We start from the raw sequence: 19,469 nt of genomic DNA, 5'->3' as shown, positions 1-19,469 counted from the left end.
CTATGGGTAACAGTGGAATTAGTATTTTTGACTGGATTTTAATAATAGTCTTTTTTATTCTGTTTATTTTGTCTATTTATTTTATTTTACGTGTTCTTCTAAGTTCTAAAAAGGCTGGAAAATTCAAGGTAGGTATAAAAGACTTAAAGTACAAAAATCAAACATATATCCTTGTTGGTATTCTGATAATTATTATAATTAACTGCGTTTTATTTTTTAAAAGCCCTGAAATGTCAACTTTGCTTGCTACAACCATGTTATTTATGATGTTTTCTGCAAATCTGGTATTACAATACTTTGGCATAGGAATTTTTGAGAATGGAATAATGTTTGGAGGCATACTGCATACCTGGGATAAGGTTGAAAATTTTAAATTAGCTGACAACTTACTAATATTAAATATTGAATCTAAAAAAAATCCAAAGTTATTTAATGAGTACAGCTTTTATGTTAATAACAATTCTAGAGCAGAGACACAAAAATTTTTAGACTTGAAAATAAAAAGATAATTATAATCATTTATATTGTATTGAAGCATATTATTATTATATAACCTTATAATTCTTGTACAATCATATATTAATAATTAAATGTTTTTTCTATTAAAATAAGGATTATATTGAATTAATAAAATATAAAAGAGGGATTACAATGAAAAAAGCAGTATGCTCTATTTTACTTATTTTTTCTATATCAATGCTTAGTGGCTGCGACAGTGTGAAAAACCTTATAAATGCAAATGATAATCCAAAGTCTAATACCACTAATGAAGTTCCTTCGGGCACTGATGGTACAACTGCTTCTAATACAAGCACCTATAAAATTAATGATTTTTATCCTTTTAAGGAAAATCAAAAGTATGAATATGTGGGTAAGGGAAATGAGTATGCAGCTTTTAGAATTTCCGTAGATTTCATAAAAGACAATCATATACAGATGAGAAAGAATAATGGTGGTACGGAAGTAGTAAATGTCCTAGAAAATAAAGATGGGGAATTAAAATTGGTATATTCAAAAGAGGAATGCTACTATAGGGAGGATTTTACTTCAAAGCCAAGCAATAAAAATGAAATACTTTTAAAAGAGCCCTTAGTTAAAGGAACCTCTTGGACATTACCGGATGGAAGAAAAAGATACATATCAAATGTAGATGTTCCTATAACTACCCTACTAGGAAGTTATAAGGCATTGGAGGTAACTACAGAAAGCGGAGCTGACAAAACCTTAGATTACTATGCATTAAATACTGGCCTGGTAGAAACTATTTATAATTCTAATAACTCAGAGATCAAATCTAGCTTAAATAGTATTACTCCTAATTCAGCCCTAGAGCAAGAAGTTAACTTTTATTATCCTAATATAAATAGCGAAAAGTTATATTTTGTGAAGAATAAGCTTAATTTTAAAACCAATGATATTACTAAAATCACCTTTGAAAAGCTGTTTAAAGAGCCTCCTTCAAAGGACTTAAATAAGCTTCTAGGACCGAATGTTAAAATTAAAAGCCTATATCTAAATGGAAATACTATCTATGTTGATTTTACAAAGAATTTTGTACAGGAAATGAACGCCGGTGCCGGAACAGAGGCACTTATTTTGCAGTGTATAACTAATACCTTAGGTGGATATTATAATGCATCAAAGGTTTATATTACTATTGAAGATGCTCCTTATAGTTCAGGACATATTGTAATGAAAAAGGGCGAAACCTTTACAGTCAACACTAAAAATTCTATAGAAGTAAATAAATAGTATAAGGGGCTGTAAACAGCCCCTTATACTATTTAATGAAGCTTCCAACTGGTATTACATTTTGAAATTTCTCTTTAGTTCCAGGACTTGCAAATTCCAAAAACTCATGGCTTTTAAGTTCCATTTTTCTGCCGTTATATTTCCAAATGGTTTTCCCATAGCCTAAAGTATCTAATCTATTAATACCGCAAATATTTTGTATGCACTTTAGCTCATATATTCCATTTTTGTCCTCATCTATGGGGATTAAAGAGCTTATGCTATTATATGAACCTTTATTTTTTTTAAGTAATTTGCCGTCATTTAAGTAGATGCCTAGATTTATATAGGTATCTTTTTTATTTTTAACATCTAATAAATAAAAATCATTTAAATTTTTATTAGTTACTTTAACTTTAAAATTACTAACAAAGTCAATATTATAACTCATACCTTTGAAAAATACACTTTCATCTATTAAATACTTGCATTTATTATTTTTAAATGAAAATAAGCTATAATAAGAACAATCCCCATTTTCTATAGTAACTAAAATATCATTAATCTTATCGCCATCAAAGTCACCTAAAAAGACTTTACCATTTTGTACTGCATTTAGTTTTCCCACAGAAATTGCATAATATTTTTTAGAATAGGAATCCTGAAGAATTACTTTTATATCCTTAAATACTGATGGATTAGCTTTGCCAGTTCTATATCCAATAAGTATTATATTATCTTTTAAATTATCCCCATTAATATCCTCAAATTTATAATCTAAAATAATTGCAGCTTTCCCAGTCTTTAGAGCCCTACACTTAAATTCACTATTAATTTTATATTCTTCATTATTCTGCTGAGCTTTCATATAATAAAAAGGTATCAATAAAAATAGTGCTAAAGCTATTATTGGGATCAAAATCTTTTTCATATCTATCCCTCCCTATACAATAGCTTTAGCATTTTCTAAGGTATTTATGTTGTATTTATTAAATTAGTATAAACTAAAATTTAAATTAAAAATTAGAACAGTCCAACAATAGTTCCATCCTCTAATATATCCATCTTTTCTGCTGCTGGAAGCTTTGGTAATCCAGGCATAACCATTATATCACCTGTTAAAGCGACAATGAAGCCAGCTCCATTAGATACCCTTACTTCTTTTACAGTTATACTAAAGCCTCTTGGTCTGCCAAGTAAATTCTGATTATCTGATAAGGAATATTGTGTTTTTGCTACACAAATAGGAAGTTTGTCTAATCCGATTGTCTCAAGTTCCTTAACCTGTTTTTCAGCATCTTTCGTGAAGTTTACTCCATCAGCTCCGTATATTTCCTGAGCAATAATTCCTAATTTCTCTTTAATACTTAATTTTTCGTCATATAATACTTTAAAGTCTGCTTCATTTTTCTCTAAAATATTAAGTACCTTTTCTGCTAAGGCTTCTCCGCCTTCTCCGCCTTTTGCCCATACTTCAGTTAGGGCAACTTCTACTCCAAGCTTATTGCAGTAATCTTCGATAAACTTAAGTTCTTCATCACTATCTGTAACAAATCTATTTATGGCTACTACAGGTTTTACTCCAAATTTCATTACATTTTCGAGCTGCTTTTCAAGATTTTCTATTCCCTTAGAAAGCGCTTCAACATTCGGTATGCTTAGAGCATCCTTTTTAACCCCGCCATGGAGCTTAAGAGCCCTTACTGTTGCTACTATTACTACGCAGCTAGGCTTTAGTCCGCCGTATCTGCATTTTATATCGAAGAATTTTTCTGCTCCTAAATCAGCTCCAAAGCCTGCCTCTGTTACTACATAATCTCCAAGCTTAAGTGCTGTCTTTGTAGCAAGTAAAGAATTACATCCATGAGCAATATTTGCAAATGGTCCTCCATGAATTATTGCAGGAGTATTTTCTAAGGTCTGAACTAAATTTGGCTTTATAGCATCCTTCATAAGTAAAGCCATAGCACCTTGAACCTTTAAGTCTTTACAAAATACTGGCTGGCCATCTAAGTTATAAGCTATTAAAATCTTACCTATTCTTTCTTTAAGATCCATTAAGTCCTTTGAAAGACATAGTATAGCCATAATTTCAGAAGCAACAGTAATCATAAACCCATCTTCTCTTAAGAAACCATTAGCCTTTCCACCCATACCAATTACTAAACTTCTTAAAGATCTGTCATTCATATCCATAACTCTTTTAAAAATTATTCTTCTAGAATCAATTCTAAGTAAATTACCTTGATGAATATGATTGTCTATTGCAGCTGATAATAAGTTATTAGCTGCAGTTATAGCATGCATGTCTCCTGTGAAATGAAGATTTATATCTTCCATTGGAACAACCTGAGCATATCCTCCGCCAGCTGCCCCTCCTTTAACCCCAAATACTGGTCCTAGGGAAGGTTCTCTTAAGGCAATAACTGCATTTTTCCCTATTCTGCAAAGTGCTTGTCCTAAGCCAACTGTAACTGTGGATTTGCCTTCACCTGCAGCTGTAGGATTTATAGCGGTAACTAATATAAGCTTACCGTCTTTCTTTTTTTCCAATCTTTTAAGTACATCTAAGGAAATTTTGCACTTATACTTACCATATAAGTCTACATCATCTTCTCCAAGACCTAATTTTTCTGCAATTCTTGTAATTGGCTGCATTTTAGCACTTTGTGCTATTTCGATATCACTTTTCATTTCATTTCCTCCTTTTAGTCGGAACACTGAGTAGTTTAAAACTACTCGCTTCCGCTTGTAAACTACTCGTTAAAGTCCATTTAGGACTTTAACTTCCTTGTTTTTTGATTAGTAAATGACAACTAACAATTTATATATAACAATTAACAATCACAAATTAAGATTACTTAGCTAACCTTTTCATGAAGTCCTCTGAATTAACTATGTATCTAACATGACTTCCTTCTCCAATTTTACCACTTTCGTCATATGCTTCTACCTTAAAGTACAATCTTTTACCTTCTATTTTTTCAAGTAAGGCTTCACTTCTTACCTTTATTCCAACCCCAGTTGCCTTAATGTGTTTTATATTAACTTCAATTCCTACCGTTGTAAAACCTTCCGGCAATTCGCTTTCTACACTTTTCATTGCCGCATTTTCCATTGGCGCTATCATAGCAGGTGTAGCAAGTACCTCTAAGCTACCAGAACCGTAAAAGCTAGCAGTATCATTAATAGCTACAATTGTCTCTATTTCATGCCTTAGACCTGCTTCTAATTTTAATTCCATTTATGTACCTCCATTATGTTGTATTTTGCGTATGATTCTATATTATTATAAAAAACTGAAAATTACAATTATTTATTGACACAATTATTCATAAAATACATTAAATATTTATTTAACAATTTTTTATAACAAAAAAGCACTGCCTAGGCAATGCTTTTTGTTATATTATGCGTTTGCAAAAACTTCTTCAAATTCCTTAGCATCAATTTTTTCCTTGTCAAGAAGAACTTGTGCTACTGCATGCAGCTTATTAAGATTTTCAGATAAAAGCTTCTCTGCAGATCTATAAGCTTCATCAATTAGCCTTCTTATTTCGCTATCTATTCTTGCAGCTACTTCTTCACTAAAGTTTCTGCTCTTTCCAAAATCTCTACCCATAAATACTTCATCATGGCCGCTGCCAAAGGATATAGGACCTAATTCTTCACTCATACCGAATTCCATAACCATTTTACGAGCTATATTAGTAGTTCTATCTATATCATTTTTAGCACCTGTGCTTATGTCCCCAATGATTAGCTTTTCAGCAACTCTGCCTCCAAGAAGCATAACCATTTCATTTTCCAGCCAGGATTTTTGCATATGGGTTCTGTCTTCCTCAGGAAGATGCATTGTATAGCCACCAGCCATACCTCTTGGAATAATACTTACCTCATGAATAGGATCTGTGTTAGGTAGAAGTTTGCCTAATACAGCGTGACCAGCTTCATGATAAGCTGTAATTCTTCTATCCTTCTCGATAATAATCTTGCTCTTTTTTTCTGGTCCCATTATTACTCTATTCACTGCTTCCTTAAGCTCATCCATTCCAATAACTTTTTTATCATGTCTTACTGCTAAGAGGGCTGATTCATTCATAAGATTTTCAAGGTCAGCTCCAGTAAATCCTGGAGTGCTCTTTGCTAGTACATCTAATTTTACTTCTGTATCTAAAGGTTTGTTTCTTGAATGTACCTTTAGGATTTCTTCTCTTCCCTTTACATCTGGAGCTCCTACAACTATCTGCCTGTCAAATCTTCCTGGTCTTAGAAGTGCAGGATCTAGTATATCCGGTCTGTTAGTTGCAGCTATCATTATGATTCCTTCATTAACTCCAAAACCATCCATTTCAACAAGCAGTTGATTTAGAGTCTGCTCTCTTTCATCATGACCGCCGCCTAAACCAGCGCCTCTTTGCCTGCCTACAGCATCAATTTCATCTATAAATACTATGCAAGGTGAATTTTTCTTGGCGTTTTCAAAAAGGTCCCTAACTCTAGAGGCACCTACACCAACAAACATTTCCACGAAGTCTGAACCTGAAATGCTGAAAAATGGTACTCCAGCTTCTCCAGCTATTGCCTTTGCAAGAAGTGTTTTACCTGTTCCAGGAGGACCTACTAAAAGGACTCCCTTAGGTATTCTAGCACCTAACTCTATATATCTCTTTGGTTGTTTTAAGAAGTCTACTATTTCCGCTAGCTCAGCCTTTTCTTCCTCTGCTCCAGCTACATCATTAAAGGTAACCTTCTTTTTATCGGGAGTAGCCATTTTTGCTCTACTCTTACCGAAATTCATAACTCCTCTGTTACCACCACCACCTTGAGATTGCTGCATGAACATAAACCAAAATGCTACAAAAAGCAAAATAAGTAAAATAGTTGGCAAATAGGTTAACCATAATGGAACAGTTGCAGGCTTTGCATAAATTTCCGTTACATCGCCTGTTTTAGGATATTGACTAATGAACTGAAATAATCTTTCAGATGGTACAACCGTTTCATAAGCTGTGCCGTCCTTGTAATTACCAGTTACCGTCATCTTATCATCATCAACTTTAAAGCTTGCTATATTATTATCTATCCATTTTTTCTGAAAATCATTAAAATTAATAGGTGTAGCGCTTTTACCGGTTTGAACCAAGGTTAAAGCTGCAAATATTACTAAAATCAGAACTATAAACCAGGCCGTGATACTTGAATACTTCTTCATACTGGCCCCCCTCTCTTTCTGTTTGTCTTTATATTGTAAAATTGTATCATAAGGTTATTTTCTTTACAACTAATCATTATTAATTATTTATAGATTTCCTCCTTTAAAACACCTATAAAAGGAAGATTTCTATATTTTTCTGCATAATCTAAGCCAAATCCGATTAGGAATTTATCAGGAACATTGAATCCTATGTATTTAACATCCATTTCTACTTTTCTTCTTTCAGGTTTATTTAGGAGGCATGCTATTTCTAGAGAATTTGCCTTTCTTGCCCTTAGGTATTCCATTAAGTATTTAAGAGTTATGCCGCTGTCTATAATATCCTCTATAACAAGAACATCTTTACCTTCGATTTCGAAATCTAAGTCTTTTAAAATTCTTACTATGCCAGAACTGCTTGTTGAATTTCCATAGCTAGAAACGGCCATAAAATCCATAGAACAAGGTATAGTAATTTCTTTCATTAAATCAGACATAAACATAACAGAACCCTTTAAAACACCTACAAGCACTAGGTCTTTTCCTGCATAATCACTGCTTATAAGACTGCCTAATTCCTTAATCTTCTTATCCAAAGCTTCTTCATCTAATAGTATTTCCTTAATATCTTCTCTCATTGGTTATTCCCCCGTTTATTAATTTTTATTTCAAGAATATTTTTGGTTTCTTTATGGATTTTAAACCTTTCGCTTATTCTACAGCCTACAATCCATGCAATAGTATCTCCAAAGCAAATAAGCGGAATTTTATCTCTTTCTTCCTGAGGTATCTTTAAATCAATAAAAAAATCCTTTAACTTTTTACTTCCTTTCATTCCAAAGGGTGTAAATTTATCTCCGTCTTTTCTAGCTCTAATAATAATATTCCCTTTTATCTTATCATAATCAAAATATTTTAAATATGAATTTTCTTTAAAGTTTATTTTTTCATCATTATCAATAAGCCTAGTTGAAACTTCAATACCAAAGGCAGGTAAATCCACTGTTTCGTTTATCTTGATAAGATAATTATTATTAACTATATCAGGATTATTTTTAATTTTGCCGAAATAAAGTTCTATATTGTCATAATTATTAAAACATATAATACCGCTTGGAAGATTTAATTTTTTACCTGTTCCACTTTTTTGCAAATTGATTATATCATAAATGTGTTTCTTTTCAACGTTATATAAATTACCCTTAACTCGGTTTAAGGCCAGCCTTAAAACCCTCGTAATAATTGCTTCCTTTTCTAGAAAGGCCTCACTATTTATTATAACCTTGAGAGCTTTTTCATCACAATAGCCTTTATACTTTTCAAGTGCAATTTCTTCTAAATACTCATTATCCTTGCTAATTGTATCAGCTAATCTATTAATTGCAGAAATAACATCACTATTAAAGTTATCCATAATATACGGAATTAATTCAAGTCTCACCTTATTTCTTGCATAAATATTTTCTAAATTTGTTTTATCTATTCTTGGCTCTAAAAAATTTTCTTTGCAGTAGCTCTCAATACTTTCTCTTCTAATATTTATTAGCGGCCTGACAAATATATTCCCTCTAATTGGTCTTATTCCAATTAATCCTTCCATTCCTGAGCCCCTTACTATTCTCATTAAAACAGTTTCTGCCTGATCATTTGCATTATGGGCTAATGCTATTTTATCAGCTCCTAATTTATCAAAAAGCTCATTAAAAAAGTCATACCTTGCCTCTCTTCCAGCACTCTCAGAAGACAAGCCTTTTTCCCTAGCAAGCTTATTTACATCTACCCTTTTAGAAAAGCATGCTATACCTATCTTTTTACAAAAAGCTTTAACATATTCCTCATCCTTATCTGCTTCCTCTCCTCTAAGACAGTGATTTACATGAGCAGCATATAGGGTTAAGTTATATTTGACTTTAATCCTATTTAATATGTGCAGAAGACAAATAGAATCCGGCCCCCCAGATACAGCAACAATAACTTTATCGTTAGGTACAAACATATTATTTTCTTTTATTGTAGTTATAACTTTATCAAACAAAATTAAACCACCCTCGCAGATTTATTAGTTTTCTCCTATTATACCACAATTAAAAGAGTACAATCAGGGGACATAAAAAAACTGTTAACAAAGTATAAATGTCAACAGTTTAGGCTAATGTACCAGGAGAAACTCCCCATGGCACATTAGTAAAGTTCATAAACCTTAGAAACTACAACTGTAATATCATCCTTTACCTTGTTGCCGCTTAGCTCCAAAGTTTTTTCAATTATTTTATCTACCAACTCTTTTGGATTATTGCAGTTTGTATTTTCCAAAAACTCTACAAGCCAATCTACCTTTCCAGCAGATTCCTTATTATAATCTAGAGCACCATCAGTTAGCATTACAACAATATCCCCGTTTTTAACTTTTTTCTTTATGATGTCTATATCCACCTTATCTAATACTCCCATTGGAAGGGTTTTTGATTTTATAACTTCTATTTTACTTCCAGTCTTTATAAAACTAGCTACAGCTCCAACTTTCATAAATTCTGCTTCTCCAGTATATAAATCAATACTGCTTAAATCCACTGTGGAAAATTTCTCATCAGCAGAAAATTTTAAGGTCATAATTGAGTTTACGGTATTAATAGCAGTTATTTTGTTAAAACCGGTATGGGCAAATTTTTCAATTAGCTCCACTGCTGCATTACTCTCTTGTTCAGCTTGAGGTCCAGATCCCATTCCGTCACTTAAAATAGTCATATAAGTTCCATCAGAAAGCTTACTGAAGGAAAAGCTATCACCGCTGTACTTTTCCTCATCTTTGCAAAGCCTTCTCGCATAGGAACCGATATGATACTTAGGTGCTTCTTCATAAGTAACCGAGCAGCTATTATCTTTAATATCAATATTACAGCCCTCATCAACGATACACATATTTTTATGCAAAGCTTCATTAATATAGGGCAGCAGGTTTTTTACGCAGTTTTGTCTGCCTCCACAGGCAGGCATTTTAAGTTTAACAGCCAACCTGCTACTTTTATTAATTAAACAAAACACATCATCGTATTCTATATTTTTTTTATCTAGAATCCTTCTAATATTATTTTCAGCATCAATATCTACTTTTATATTGGCATTAAAGTCTTCAATTATTTCTGAAACTGAAGCTGACATATTATTAAACTGATTAGCTAAAAGTTCCCTTCCCTCACTTAATCTTTTTCTATACATTTCGTTAATCATAAAATTCCTTACTAATTCCTCTGTACTCTTAAAAAGTGCTGTTCTTTTTACACATTTTCTTTCAATTTCGTATGGAATTTTGTTATTATTCTCTTGAAAACTTTGAATAAGTTCTCCAAAGGCATTATAGGTAATAAAATTCTCTCTTCTCCAGCACATAGCGTTCATATTGCATTTACTGCAGACTCTATCAGCTAAGTTTTCTATAAGTGCAGAGCTTTTATTTTTCATGACAAGTTTATCATTTTCAGCTAAGTTTTCAAGTATAGTGGACATATTAACAAGTACGTCAGAAAAACTATTAAGCCTATTAACTAATATATCCTTCATCTTAGACACATAACTTTCACTTATATTTTCATGTTTCTTTTCAAAATCCAATTCTAATTCCAGCCTTGTATAAAGCTTTTGAGGGGTTATTAAGAAAAAAGCTGCAGCTATTAAAACTTCAAGAAACTTAAATTGTCCGTTTATGTTTGAATATATAATTAATAATGAATATGTAATGATATAAGATAATCCGACAGCGATTTTTCCTGTATCTTTAAATACACCAGCTGTAAGACCGCAAAATCCATATACACTAATTGACACAGGTAAGTTATTTGTGGAAATACCAACAACTACTCCCATTGCAACCCCCGTTGATGCACCTACTGTACTTCCTTTAACGAAGCTTATGCATAGCACAAAGCATAATGCTAGCACATTTCTTAGTGAAATTCCAAAAATACTTATGCCCCAAGTACCTGATATTGCAAGTGCTGCAGTAAGAGCCATACTTATTATCTCTTCATTAGAGAATAAATGCTTGGTCTTTAGATCTTTTATACAAACAATTGAATAATTTAAAATAAAGTATAATGAAAATATGCAAGCTGTTTCTAGAATTGATTTTAAAGCTGCAACACTTAGATTTAATTTTACAATAAGTAGCTTATAAGCAGCAAATTCTATAAAAACCACTGAAAATAATACTATTAATTTCTTGTTTCTTTTTAAAGGAGAAATTATATATTGAGAAAGAACAATAAGTCCTACGAGCATTATATAAGAGGGTGTTTCGCTTAAACTATTTATTAATGTTACATAGCCAAATAAAGCTCCGCAGCCTGCTGTAAGTGTGGTCTTCTCTTCCCCAAATATTGCAATAGCTATTAAGAACCCTATCCCAAAAGGCGCCATATAATTTATTAATAAGACTCTGCTTATAAGGAGAGTACTAATAAAATAAAACAGCAATTTCAAAACCAATCTTCCATCAATGGTCTTTTTTTCTTCTTTCTTTTTAGTTTTGAGTGTCCTTTCATAAGCATTTAGGTCAACTCCATACTGCATATAATCATCTCCCATACTAAATCTAGCTAAATTATAGCAAAACCTAGTGGAAATAATTGTCATTTATTGATATTCTAATTTTATTTTCGTAGGACATTTATGTGTAATATTCTCAAATATTTACCATATAATTATAAGTTATATATTTTCTAAAAATAAATTTTAAGATACTTCAAAGCTTATGGTTACAAGCCGTATATATTATAGCCTTTAAAATATATAAATTATTATTTTATGCTGCATAAGTCAAAAATATGTCGTTAAAAAAAGTAATAATAGAGTTCATAAAATCATATATTTCTTTGTATGGAGGGGATTCATATGTTAAAGAATAAATATACAAAGGGTAATATATGTACTTCATTTGCTTTGTCACTGTTTTTAACTCTATTTATGCATACTAGTTTAAAGGCTACAACTGGTGAAGAGAATTTTCAAAGTAGCAATCCACTTTATATAAATATATTAAATTTCACAATGCCGCTTGTAAAATCTCTTGTAAGCAGCACTGACACCAATGCTCACCTTAACTATTCTTTAAAGGAAATGCTTCTTGAAAAAGCGGGCCTGGATATTAATAGTCCATTATCAGTAGTTGCTAGAGAGTTTTCTTTAATAAAGGTTGTAGATAATACAGTTGCAGTTCAAGAAAACAATAATTCAATAATTATTAATCCCTTTAAATTAAATGAAAACAATATTATCAAAATAAGCCAAAGCAACAGTACCAATAATACAGTAAATAATATTCCAAATGCAGCTGCTTCAGAGATTTATAACCCTAACATTAAAAAAACCTTAAATTCATCTAAACCAGAAGTATTCATATATCATACTCACACTACAGAAAGTTTTAAGCCCAGCGATCAAGATAATTTCGATCCAAATAAAAATGTAGTTGCTGTAGGTGATATAATTCAAAATGAGCTTGAAAATAATTATGGTATAGCAACCATTCATGATAAAACTATACATAATGCAAAAGTTTATAACGAGGCCTATGCAAGATCAGGGGAGACAGTAAATAAATATTTAAACAAATATAAGGACTTTAAATTAATTATAGATCTTCATAGAGATGCTTCTGCAGGCGGCAGTAATCCAAAACCCGTATCGGTTACACTGAATAATAAAAGCTTGGCCAAGGTAGAATTTGTAATTGGCACTGCTAATAAAAATTATCAGCAAAATCTTTCTATGACTAGAAAACTAATAAATATATCACAGGGACTGTTTCCAGGGCTTGTTCGAATGGGAAGCCCAAATGACAATGGTGTCTACTACATTCATGCCTATTTCAATCAAAATAAAAGTGCCAATGCAACCTTACTTGAAGTTGGCAATGAAATTAATACCTTAGATGAAGCCAAAACCACAGGTTATTATATAGCAAGAATCATTGCCGAATATATAAATGGAAAACATTAAAATAATAACAACAAATCCCTGCAGGATAACCTGCAGGGATTCTTTTGGTAGCGGAAATAGGACTTGAACCTACGACACTTCGGGTATGAACCGAATGCTCTAGCCAACTGAGCTATTCCGCCATATTATTATATTTTGGTTGCGGAGGCAGGACTTGAACCTGCGACCTTCGGGTTATGAGCCCGACGAGCTGCCAACTGCTCCACCCCGCGTTATTTGGTGCTGAAGACCGGAATCGAACCGGTACGGTGTTTAACCACCGCAGGATTTTAAGTCCTGTGCGTCTGCCAGTTCCGCCACTCCAGCATGGATTGGTAGCGGAAATAGGACTTGAACCTACGACACTTCGGGTATGAACCGAATGCTCTAGCCAGCTGAGCTATTCCGCCTTATTATTAAATTATTGGTTGCGGAGGCAGGACTTGAACCTGCGACCTTCGGGTTATGAGCCCGACGAGCTGCCAACTGCTCCACCCCGCGTTATTTGGTGCTGAAGACCGGAATCGAACCGGTACGGTGTTTAACCACCGCAGGATTTTAAGTCCTGTGCGTCTGCCAGTTCCGCCACTCCAGCAACTTTATCTTGGCGACATAGACTATTCTACACGATATAATTTAATCCGTCAATACCTAATTTCATTTTTTCCTATTTTCTTATTATCGACTTGTAAAATATTAATGCTGTTATCACGCTGCAAAAGTAAATTAAAGTAAAAACCTTTTATTGTCTACCAATATAAAAGAGACTGAGAAAACAGTCCCTATATATCTTAATAATTTGAACTTCTTTTATAACCACGATTTCTAGAATCCTGATGCTTTTTAAGTTCTTGTACCTTTTCTTCACTTTCCTTTAAAAACTTTGAAAGTCTATCTTCGAAGGATGCAGTATTTACCTTTCCCTTTTCCTGATTCCAATCAATGTCTGCAGGTCTTACTGATTTCTTTGGAGGGGTTGCCTGTTTTATTGATAAGCTGATCTTACCATTGTCATCTACTGAAATTACCTTTACCTTTACTTTATCCTTTTCTTTTAAATAATCTCTAATATTTTTTACAAAGGTATCTGACACTTCAGATATATGCACTAATCCTGTTTTCCCATCCACTTCTACAAATGCTCCAAAATTGGTAATGTTAACCACTGTACCTTCTAGAATACTTCCTGTTTGTAAGGTCATATTAATAAGACTCCTCCTTAAAAATAAAAAATATATATGTTAAATTATTATTGTAACCACTTTATTTTTTTTCAGTTACAGGAGCCTCACCTTGCTTAACTAAACCTAGTCTTTCTCTAGCCAGTTTCTCATAATATGCATCAGTTTTTGTCATACTAACCTCATCCTGTAATTTCTGATTTTTTTCTTTAACCTTTTCAAGCTCCTGCTGTTTAACATTTATTTCTGCCTTAATCTTATTCATTGATATTTGAGTACTTATCACAATGTATCCAACATACATTATAGCTATAAATATTACTATATTCTTAAAGCTAAATTTATTTTTCTTCCTCATGTGTTTTTCCCCTTTTAAACAGCATTTGAGGCAATACTCTTATCCTCTCAAATCTATTTTAAAGTGTAATGTGATTTTGTTCAAGATTTTTATTAAGTATTTTTTATTTATTTTTTCTTTTAAGTTTATAAATCAATAAATTAAAGGGATATAGCAATAAAATAAAACTAACCCTAATTATTTTTGCAATTCTATTAACAACTCTATAAAGAAGCTTAATGAAATATTTACTTATAAAGCTCATATAAATGATTATTCCAACTGCTATAGAAATATAGACATAGCCCCTCATATATGCGTAGCTCATATAAAGTAAAAATATGAAAATAATAATGCTTACAAATATCCAAAAAAGAGTATCTTCAATAAAAGTAATAATCTTATTTGGATCATTTATTCCCCTCATGACTCTGTAAAGATCAAATAAAATTCCAGTTATTACACCTGCAAGCAAACTAAAAATTAATAAATTAAATTGAGTTGAAACAGAAAACAGCATACATACCTCTATTTAAAAAGCTTTCTTATTATACTTTCATTGTCTTTTTTAATTTCATTACCAGAATACATGCAGGATTGAATGGTACCAATTATAATAACATCTCCATTTTGAACATCAAGCTTATTCATTTTAAGGCCTTCACCCTTTATTGTCATTGCCCCTAAGCAAGTATTTAGCATAATTACATTCTCATTAAAACTTATAACTTCAATGATTCCTGTAAGTGAGAGTCTTTTTCTATTTTCCAAAATTAAATTGCTCTTTTTATCTTCTATTTTTATTTCTTTTTTAGCCTCCATCTTACCCCTCCAGGCATAAAATATTCCTTTCCTTTCGTATATATTGTATGCCCTTTGGATAAGATATATTACTCTTCTTCCTCTTTATCTTCTTCACCTGCTAATATTTCATACATTGCTTTAGCTTCCTCTTTTCTAACGTGTTCAGAAATGCTAGTAATTTTAGCCTTTAGGGTCTTAGCAGCATATTGTATTTCAATAATATCATTTTCCTTAACTTCTGTGCTTGGTTTAGCTGCCTTATTATTTATAAAAACTCTCCCATTTTCACAAGCCTCTTTAGCAACTGTACGTCTCTTAATTATCCTTGAAACCTTTAGGTATTTATCTAATCTCATAAAGTTCAACTCCTTTAAATAATGAATCACTAGGGACGGTTCCCTATGATTTCACGCTAAACCCGCATAGATGCAGTAAATATTTAAATATTAATATATTTAAATAGCTACGTTTAAATTTACACTTGCCACATAAAATTTGAATATTACGAAAGAAAGATAAAAGATTTTTGACACCGAAAATCATTAGGAACCGTCCCTTATGATTCTAAAACAAAGAGCCTGAATAAAATTCAGGCTCTTTTGAAAAGTTATTTTCTTTCTACTTTTTCTTTAAATTCTTTTCCAGCCTTAAATACTGGAACTACTGATGCTGGTATAGTTATTTCTTCTTTAGTTCTTGGATTTCTTCCAACTCTAGCAGCTCTTTCTCTTGATTCAAATGTTCCAAATCCAACTAATTGAACCTTTTCTCCCTTTGCTAGTGTTTCTTGAACACTTTCTATAAATGACTTTAATGCTGCTTCTGCATCTTTTTTTGTTAAGCTGCTTTTTTCAGCCATGCTTGCGATTAATTCTGCTTTGTTCACTTTTGTTCCCCGGTTTCTAAATCTATTGATTTTACCTTACAGGGCCTATAAGACAGGTTATAAATAACCACAAACCAGGTTTTTCACCTCCTAATAAAATTAATTTATTTTTTGCCCATTTTCATTTTAGTATATATAAATATAACTAAATCGATTTAATAAAGCCTTGTGTATTATATGGAGCTTACTAAATCCATAAATACGCTTTTATACTATATTCTTCATAAAGATTAAAATTCCTTCTTTTTAGACAAACTTTTCTTAGCTTCATTCCAAAGTTCATCCATTTCTTCAAGCTTCATGTCCGTAAGATTTTTGCCTTTAGAAATTGCAGAAGCCTCAATAAACTGAAAGCGTTTTATAAATTTATCTATAGTATAATTTAATGCATTTTCAGGGTTAATGTCAAGGAATCTGCATACATTTACGGAAGAAAATATTAAATCGCCCATTTCTTCTAGTATTCTTGCCTTGTTTTCACCTTTATATACATGTTTTACCTCTTCAAACTCTTCTAAAACCTTATTTAATGCGTCTTCTACTTTGTCCCAGTCAAAGCCCACTTTTTTTGCCTTTGCCTGAACTTTTTCTGCTCTCGTTAAGGCAGGTAAATTTTTAGGAATATGCTTTAATTCTTCAGTATATGTTTTATAGCCTTTTTCCTCTCTCTTTATTTCATCCCAATTAGTAAGGACTTCAAGGGCAGTATCAGCCTTCACATTTCCAAATATATGCGGATGCCTGTTAATCATTTTGTGGCAGATACCTTTTATAACATCATTAATATTAAAATACCCCTCCTCCTTTCCTAGCTGTGCATGAAATACAATTTGCAGTAGTACATCCCCTAATTCTTCAATAAGCATGGAATCATCTTTTTCATCAATGGCTTCTAAAACCTCATAACATTCTTCTAATAAAAATCTTTTTAAGGATTCATGGCTCTGCTCCTTATCCCAAGGACAACCATTTTCACCTCTTAAAGTGTCCATAATTATTAATAAATCATTGAAATCAACAGCACTATCTAAAGCTTTTGGGATGTAAATAGAGGTTAAATGATCTATATCCTCTTGTCTATCAAGCTCATAGATTGGCATTTTTCTAATACTTTCAAGTTCCTTAACTCCAGCTGCCCTGATAAAGTAAATTTCAGTCTCATCTTGGTAATATTCTAGTAAAGAGAGCTTTACTTCTGATGCAATAAACTTATTATATACCTGTGTGATTACTGTTCCTATTCTCTTATCTAACACTTGATTTTTTATATCAAAGGCATCTATTACTTTAATTCCTTCTACTGGGTCTATTAGAAGTCTTTCCATAATCACATCTATGAAGCTTACAGCAGGATAAATCTTATATTCTACATTAGCTTCTATACATAGCTTAATCAAATTACCTACAGATTTTTCTGCTACTAAAGGATGACCAGGAACTGCATAAACTATATCCTTAAACTCATTATGCTTAAGCATGAGGTCTTCAGCAATGCTCTTGTATACATCATCAAAGGTATCTAAAGTATCATATTTCTCATCGTAGGTTTCAAACTGTACTCCTAATTTTATTAAGTCATCAACATTTGGATGTTTATAGGTTCTTAAAAAAACTTTATCTATACCTTTAAGCACATCTAATGTACCTAGAGTTAATGCATCCTTTGCACCAGGACCAAGTCCAACAATTTTTATCATATGTGAGATTCTCCTTACTAACATTTTAGATTATTTACTAATACAGGCATATTCTTAGCTTTTTTAATACCTATAAAAAGACTTAAGATTTATTATTTAAACAACCTTTTCTTAATGTAGCTGTATCTAAACACTCTAAAAATCAAAATTAAAAATATATAAATTATTGCTCCTGCCGCTACAGCTATGACTGTGGTAATGCTGTTGCTTACTGTATAATTATAGACATTCATATAAATAAATACAACAAAAATTATCATTATAATAGATGCTGCAGCAGGCTTAATCAGAATATCATAATAATTTATTTTTATATTTAGCACCTTTTTAAGTAAGTTAAAATTTAAGAAAGCAGCGGTTCCATAGCCTGCTATACTTCCTATAGCAGCTCCATATATATTTATTTCCGGTTTTGATATGAGCATATAGGATATTATAACCTTTACTATGCAGCCTAAACCTAGATTTATTACAGGCTGAATATATTTACCTATACCTTGAAGTACAGAGGTACAGGATTGAGATAAAACTATAAATGGTATAGTAGCCGATAAAAGCTTAAGAATTCTGTACCCATCAGAATGTCCTGGAAAAATTAGTCCAAGAATTGGTCCAGACATAAAATATAGACCTAAAAAGCTAGGTATAGCTATTACTGCAGAAATTCTTAGAGCCATGTCCATTTTTTGAAGTACCTCATAAGTTCGGCCTAAAAGATGAGCTTCTGCAATAACTGGTACTAATGAAGTACAAAGTGCCATAGATAATGTAAGTGGTACACTTACAAGTACCATAGCCTTACCAGTAAGCTGTCCATATAATGCAGCTGCTGTAACATTATCAAAACCAGCCTGTAAAAGCTTTTGAGGTACTAAAAAAGAATCAATAAGCCCCATTATTGAACCAGCAGCTGCACCGAGAGAAATTGGTACTGCAATATATAAAAGCATACCCAAAATTTCTTTGTTTCTTTTTATCTTTTTCAGACCAAACTCCCTTATCGCCTTTATAAATCTTATAATTAAATAAATAAAAGCTAAAATTCCTCCAGCAGCTGCACCAAAGGCAGCCCCGCCTGCAGATACATGAATTCCCCTTGGCAGCAGTATATAGGCAAGTCCAATTCCCACGCATACTCTTCCAAGCTGCTCTAAAATTTGAGAAATGGCTGTAGGATACATGTTTTGCATTCCTTGAAAAAACCCTCTAAAGCAGCTCATAATAGAAATAATTAATGGTGCAAAGGCAATCCCAAGCAAGGAATAATAAGCTTTATAATCCCACTTAAAAAAAATAATTAAATTTTTAGAAAAAATAAGCAGAAACGCTGTAAAGCCTCCACCTAATATAAACATTAAAAATAGTGCATTTTGTAATACCTGAAGGGAACCTGCTTTATCTGAAGCTGCATTTCTTTCTGCAACTAGTTTAGATATTGCTATTGGTATTCCAGATGCTACAGCAATAAAGAAGGTATACATAGGATATGACATTTGGTAGTACCCTATTCCTTCATCACCGATAAGCATAATGAGGGGCCATCTGAAAAATACTCCCATAAATTTAGCTAAGATTCCTGCAATGGCCAAAATTATTGTTCCCCTTAAAAGAGATTGCTTCCTCATAAATTACTCTCCTTAGATAGTTGTTCTATTATTAATAT

18 protein-coding genes and 6 tRNA genes are annotated in these 19,469 nt (G+C 32.1%); 3 read left to right on the top strand and 21 right to left on the bottom strand.

The window, feature by feature from the left end; all coding sequences use genetic code 11:
- The first annotated feature begins 2 nt into the window (after window positions 1-2).
- On the top strand, window positions 3-509 hold the full coding sequence (locus ACJDUG_RS13745) for a DUF986 family protein (RefSeq protein ID WP_406770447.1): 507 nt from the start codon (window positions 3-5) through the stop codon (window positions 507-509).
- A gap of 142 nt (window positions 510-651) precedes the next feature.
- The gene (locus ACJDUG_RS13740; RefSeq protein ID WP_406770446.1) at window positions 652-1,752 is read left to right on the top strand and encodes a GerMN domain-containing protein; all 1,101 of its coding nucleotides are present in this window, start codon (window positions 652-654) and stop codon (window positions 1,750-1,752) included.
- 28 nt (window positions 1,753-1,780) lie between these two features.
- Here the strand turns inward: ACJDUG_RS13740 and ACJDUG_RS13735 are convergent, their stop codons facing one another.
- The 7 genes from ACJDUG_RS13735 to spoIIE form a co-directional block, all read right to left on the bottom strand.
- Complete coding sequence (locus ACJDUG_RS13735) at window positions 1,781-2,662, bottom strand: hypothetical protein (RefSeq protein ID WP_406770445.1); 882 nt, start codon at window positions 2,660-2,662, stop codon at window positions 1,781-1,783.
- 92 nt (window positions 2,663-2,754) lie between these two features.
- A complete protein-coding gene (locus ACJDUG_RS13730; RefSeq protein ID WP_406770444.1) occupies window positions 2,755-4,425 on the bottom strand; it encodes a formate--tetrahydrofolate ligase in 1,671 nt (556 codons plus the stop codon).
- 163 nt (window positions 4,426-4,588) lie between these two features.
- Window positions 4,589-4,975, bottom strand: coding sequence for a thioesterase family protein (locus ACJDUG_RS13725; protein ID WP_406770443.1), 387 nt, complete (start codon window positions 4,973-4,975; stop codon window positions 4,589-4,591).
- Window positions 4,976-5,140: 165 nt separating this feature from the next.
- Window positions 5,141-6,946: an ATP-dependent zinc metalloprotease FtsH gene (gene ftsH, locus ACJDUG_RS13720; RefSeq protein WP_406770442.1), complete on the bottom strand. Its 1,806-nt coding sequence runs from the start codon at window positions 6,944-6,946 to the stop codon at window positions 5,141-5,143.
- An 83-nt stretch (window positions 6,947-7,029) separates the two neighbouring features.
- Window positions 7,030-7,566, bottom strand: a complete 537-nt coding sequence (gene hpt / locus ACJDUG_RS13715; protein WP_406766181.1) for a hypoxanthine phosphoribosyltransferase — start codon at window positions 7,564-7,566, stop codon at window positions 7,030-7,032.
- Window positions 7,563-8,963 carry a tRNA lysidine(34) synthetase TilS gene (gene tilS / locus ACJDUG_RS13710; protein ID WP_406770441.1) on the bottom strand — a complete coding sequence of 467 codons (1,401 nt, stop codon included), beginning with the start codon at window positions 8,961-8,963 and terminating at the stop codon, window positions 7,563-7,565. The genes hpt and tilS overlap by 4 nt, the downstream gene beginning before the upstream one ends.
- A 146-nt stretch (window positions 8,964-9,109) precedes the next feature.
- Window positions 9,110-11,494, bottom strand: a complete 2,385-nt coding sequence (spoIIE, locus tag ACJDUG_RS13705; protein ID WP_406770466.1) for a stage II sporulation protein E — start codon at window positions 11,492-11,494, stop codon at window positions 9,110-9,112.
- A 321-nt stretch (window positions 11,495-11,815) separates the two neighbouring features.
- On the opposite strand from spoIIE, the gene ACJDUG_RS13700 reads away from it, so the two are divergent.
- Window positions 11,816-12,922, top strand: coding sequence for a stage II sporulation protein P (locus ACJDUG_RS13700; protein ID WP_406770440.1), 1,107 nt, complete (start codon window positions 11,816-11,818; stop codon window positions 12,920-12,922).
- A gap of 45 nt (window positions 12,923-12,967) precedes the next feature.
- On the opposite strand, the gene ACJDUG_RS13695 is transcribed toward ACJDUG_RS13700, so the two are convergent.
- From ACJDUG_RS13695 to ACJDUG_RS13630, 14 genes are all read right to left on the bottom strand, one after another.
- Window positions 12,968-13,044: transfer RNA gene (locus tag ACJDUG_RS13695), tRNA-Met, on the bottom strand.
- 14 nt (window positions 13,045-13,058) lie between these two features.
- A tRNA-Met gene (locus ACJDUG_RS13690) sits at window positions 13,059-13,134 on the bottom strand.
- A gap of 5 nt (window positions 13,135-13,139) precedes the next feature.
- Window positions 13,140-13,228, bottom strand: a tRNA-Leu gene (locus ACJDUG_RS13685).
- Window positions 13,229-13,234: 6 nt separating this feature from the next.
- Window positions 13,235-13,311 (bottom strand) — tRNA-Met (locus tag ACJDUG_RS13680).
- Window positions 13,312-13,326: 15 nt separating this feature from the next.
- Window positions 13,327-13,402, bottom strand: a tRNA-Met gene (locus ACJDUG_RS13675).
- 5 nt (window positions 13,403-13,407) lie between these two features.
- A tRNA-Leu gene (locus ACJDUG_RS13670) sits at window positions 13,408-13,496 on the bottom strand.
- Between the two features lie 196 nt (window positions 13,497-13,692).
- Entirely contained in the window at window positions 13,693-14,103 is a 411-nt protein-coding gene (locus tag ACJDUG_RS13665) for a S1 domain-containing RNA-binding protein (protein ID WP_406766178.1), read from the bottom strand.
- A 61-nt stretch (window positions 14,104-14,164) separates the two neighbouring features.
- Entirely contained in the window at window positions 14,165-14,440 is a 276-nt protein-coding gene (locus tag ACJDUG_RS13660; RefSeq protein WP_406770439.1) for an FtsB family cell division protein, read from the bottom strand.
- Between the two features lie 103 nt (window positions 14,441-14,543).
- Window positions 14,544-14,939, bottom strand: a complete 396-nt coding sequence (gene yabQ / locus ACJDUG_RS13655) for a spore cortex biosynthesis protein YabQ (protein WP_406770438.1) — start codon at window positions 14,937-14,939, stop codon at window positions 14,544-14,546.
- Window positions 14,940-14,947: 8 nt separating this feature from the next.
- Complete coding sequence (gene yabP / locus ACJDUG_RS13650) at window positions 14,948-15,241, bottom strand: sporulation protein YabP (RefSeq protein ID WP_406770437.1); 294 nt, start codon at window positions 15,239-15,241, stop codon at window positions 14,948-14,950.
- 68 nt (window positions 15,242-15,309) lie between these two features.
- Complete coding sequence (locus ACJDUG_RS13645) at window positions 15,310-15,579, bottom strand: RNA-binding S4 domain-containing protein (RefSeq protein WP_406770436.1); 270 nt, start codon at window positions 15,577-15,579, stop codon at window positions 15,310-15,312.
- A 251-nt stretch (window positions 15,580-15,830) separates the two neighbouring features.
- Window positions 15,831-16,109: an HU family DNA-binding protein gene (locus tag ACJDUG_RS13640; protein ID WP_406766173.1), complete on the bottom strand. Its 279-nt coding sequence runs from the start codon at window positions 16,107-16,109 to the stop codon at window positions 15,831-15,833.
- A gap of 230 nt (window positions 16,110-16,339) precedes the next feature.
- On the bottom strand, window positions 16,340-17,806 hold the full coding sequence (gene yabN / locus ACJDUG_RS13635; protein WP_406770435.1) for a bifunctional methyltransferase/pyrophosphohydrolase YabN: 1,467 nt from the start codon (window positions 17,804-17,806) through the stop codon (window positions 16,340-16,342).
- A 92-nt stretch (window positions 17,807-17,898) separates the two neighbouring features.
- Window positions 17,899-19,431 carry a putative polysaccharide biosynthesis protein gene (locus ACJDUG_RS13630; RefSeq protein WP_406770434.1) on the bottom strand — a complete coding sequence of 511 codons (1,533 nt, stop codon included), beginning with the start codon at window positions 19,429-19,431 and terminating at the stop codon, window positions 17,899-17,901.
- Window positions 19,432-19,469: the final 38 nt, after the last annotated feature.

It is taken from the genome of Candidatus Clostridium stratigraminis, assembly GCF_045310675.1.
Classification (GTDB): Bacteria; Bacillota; Clostridia; order Clostridiales; family Clostridiaceae; genus Clostridium_AT; species Clostridium_AT stratigraminis.
Note: the sequence above shows the minus strand (reverse complement) of the source record. Positions and strands in the feature narration are given on the sequence as shown.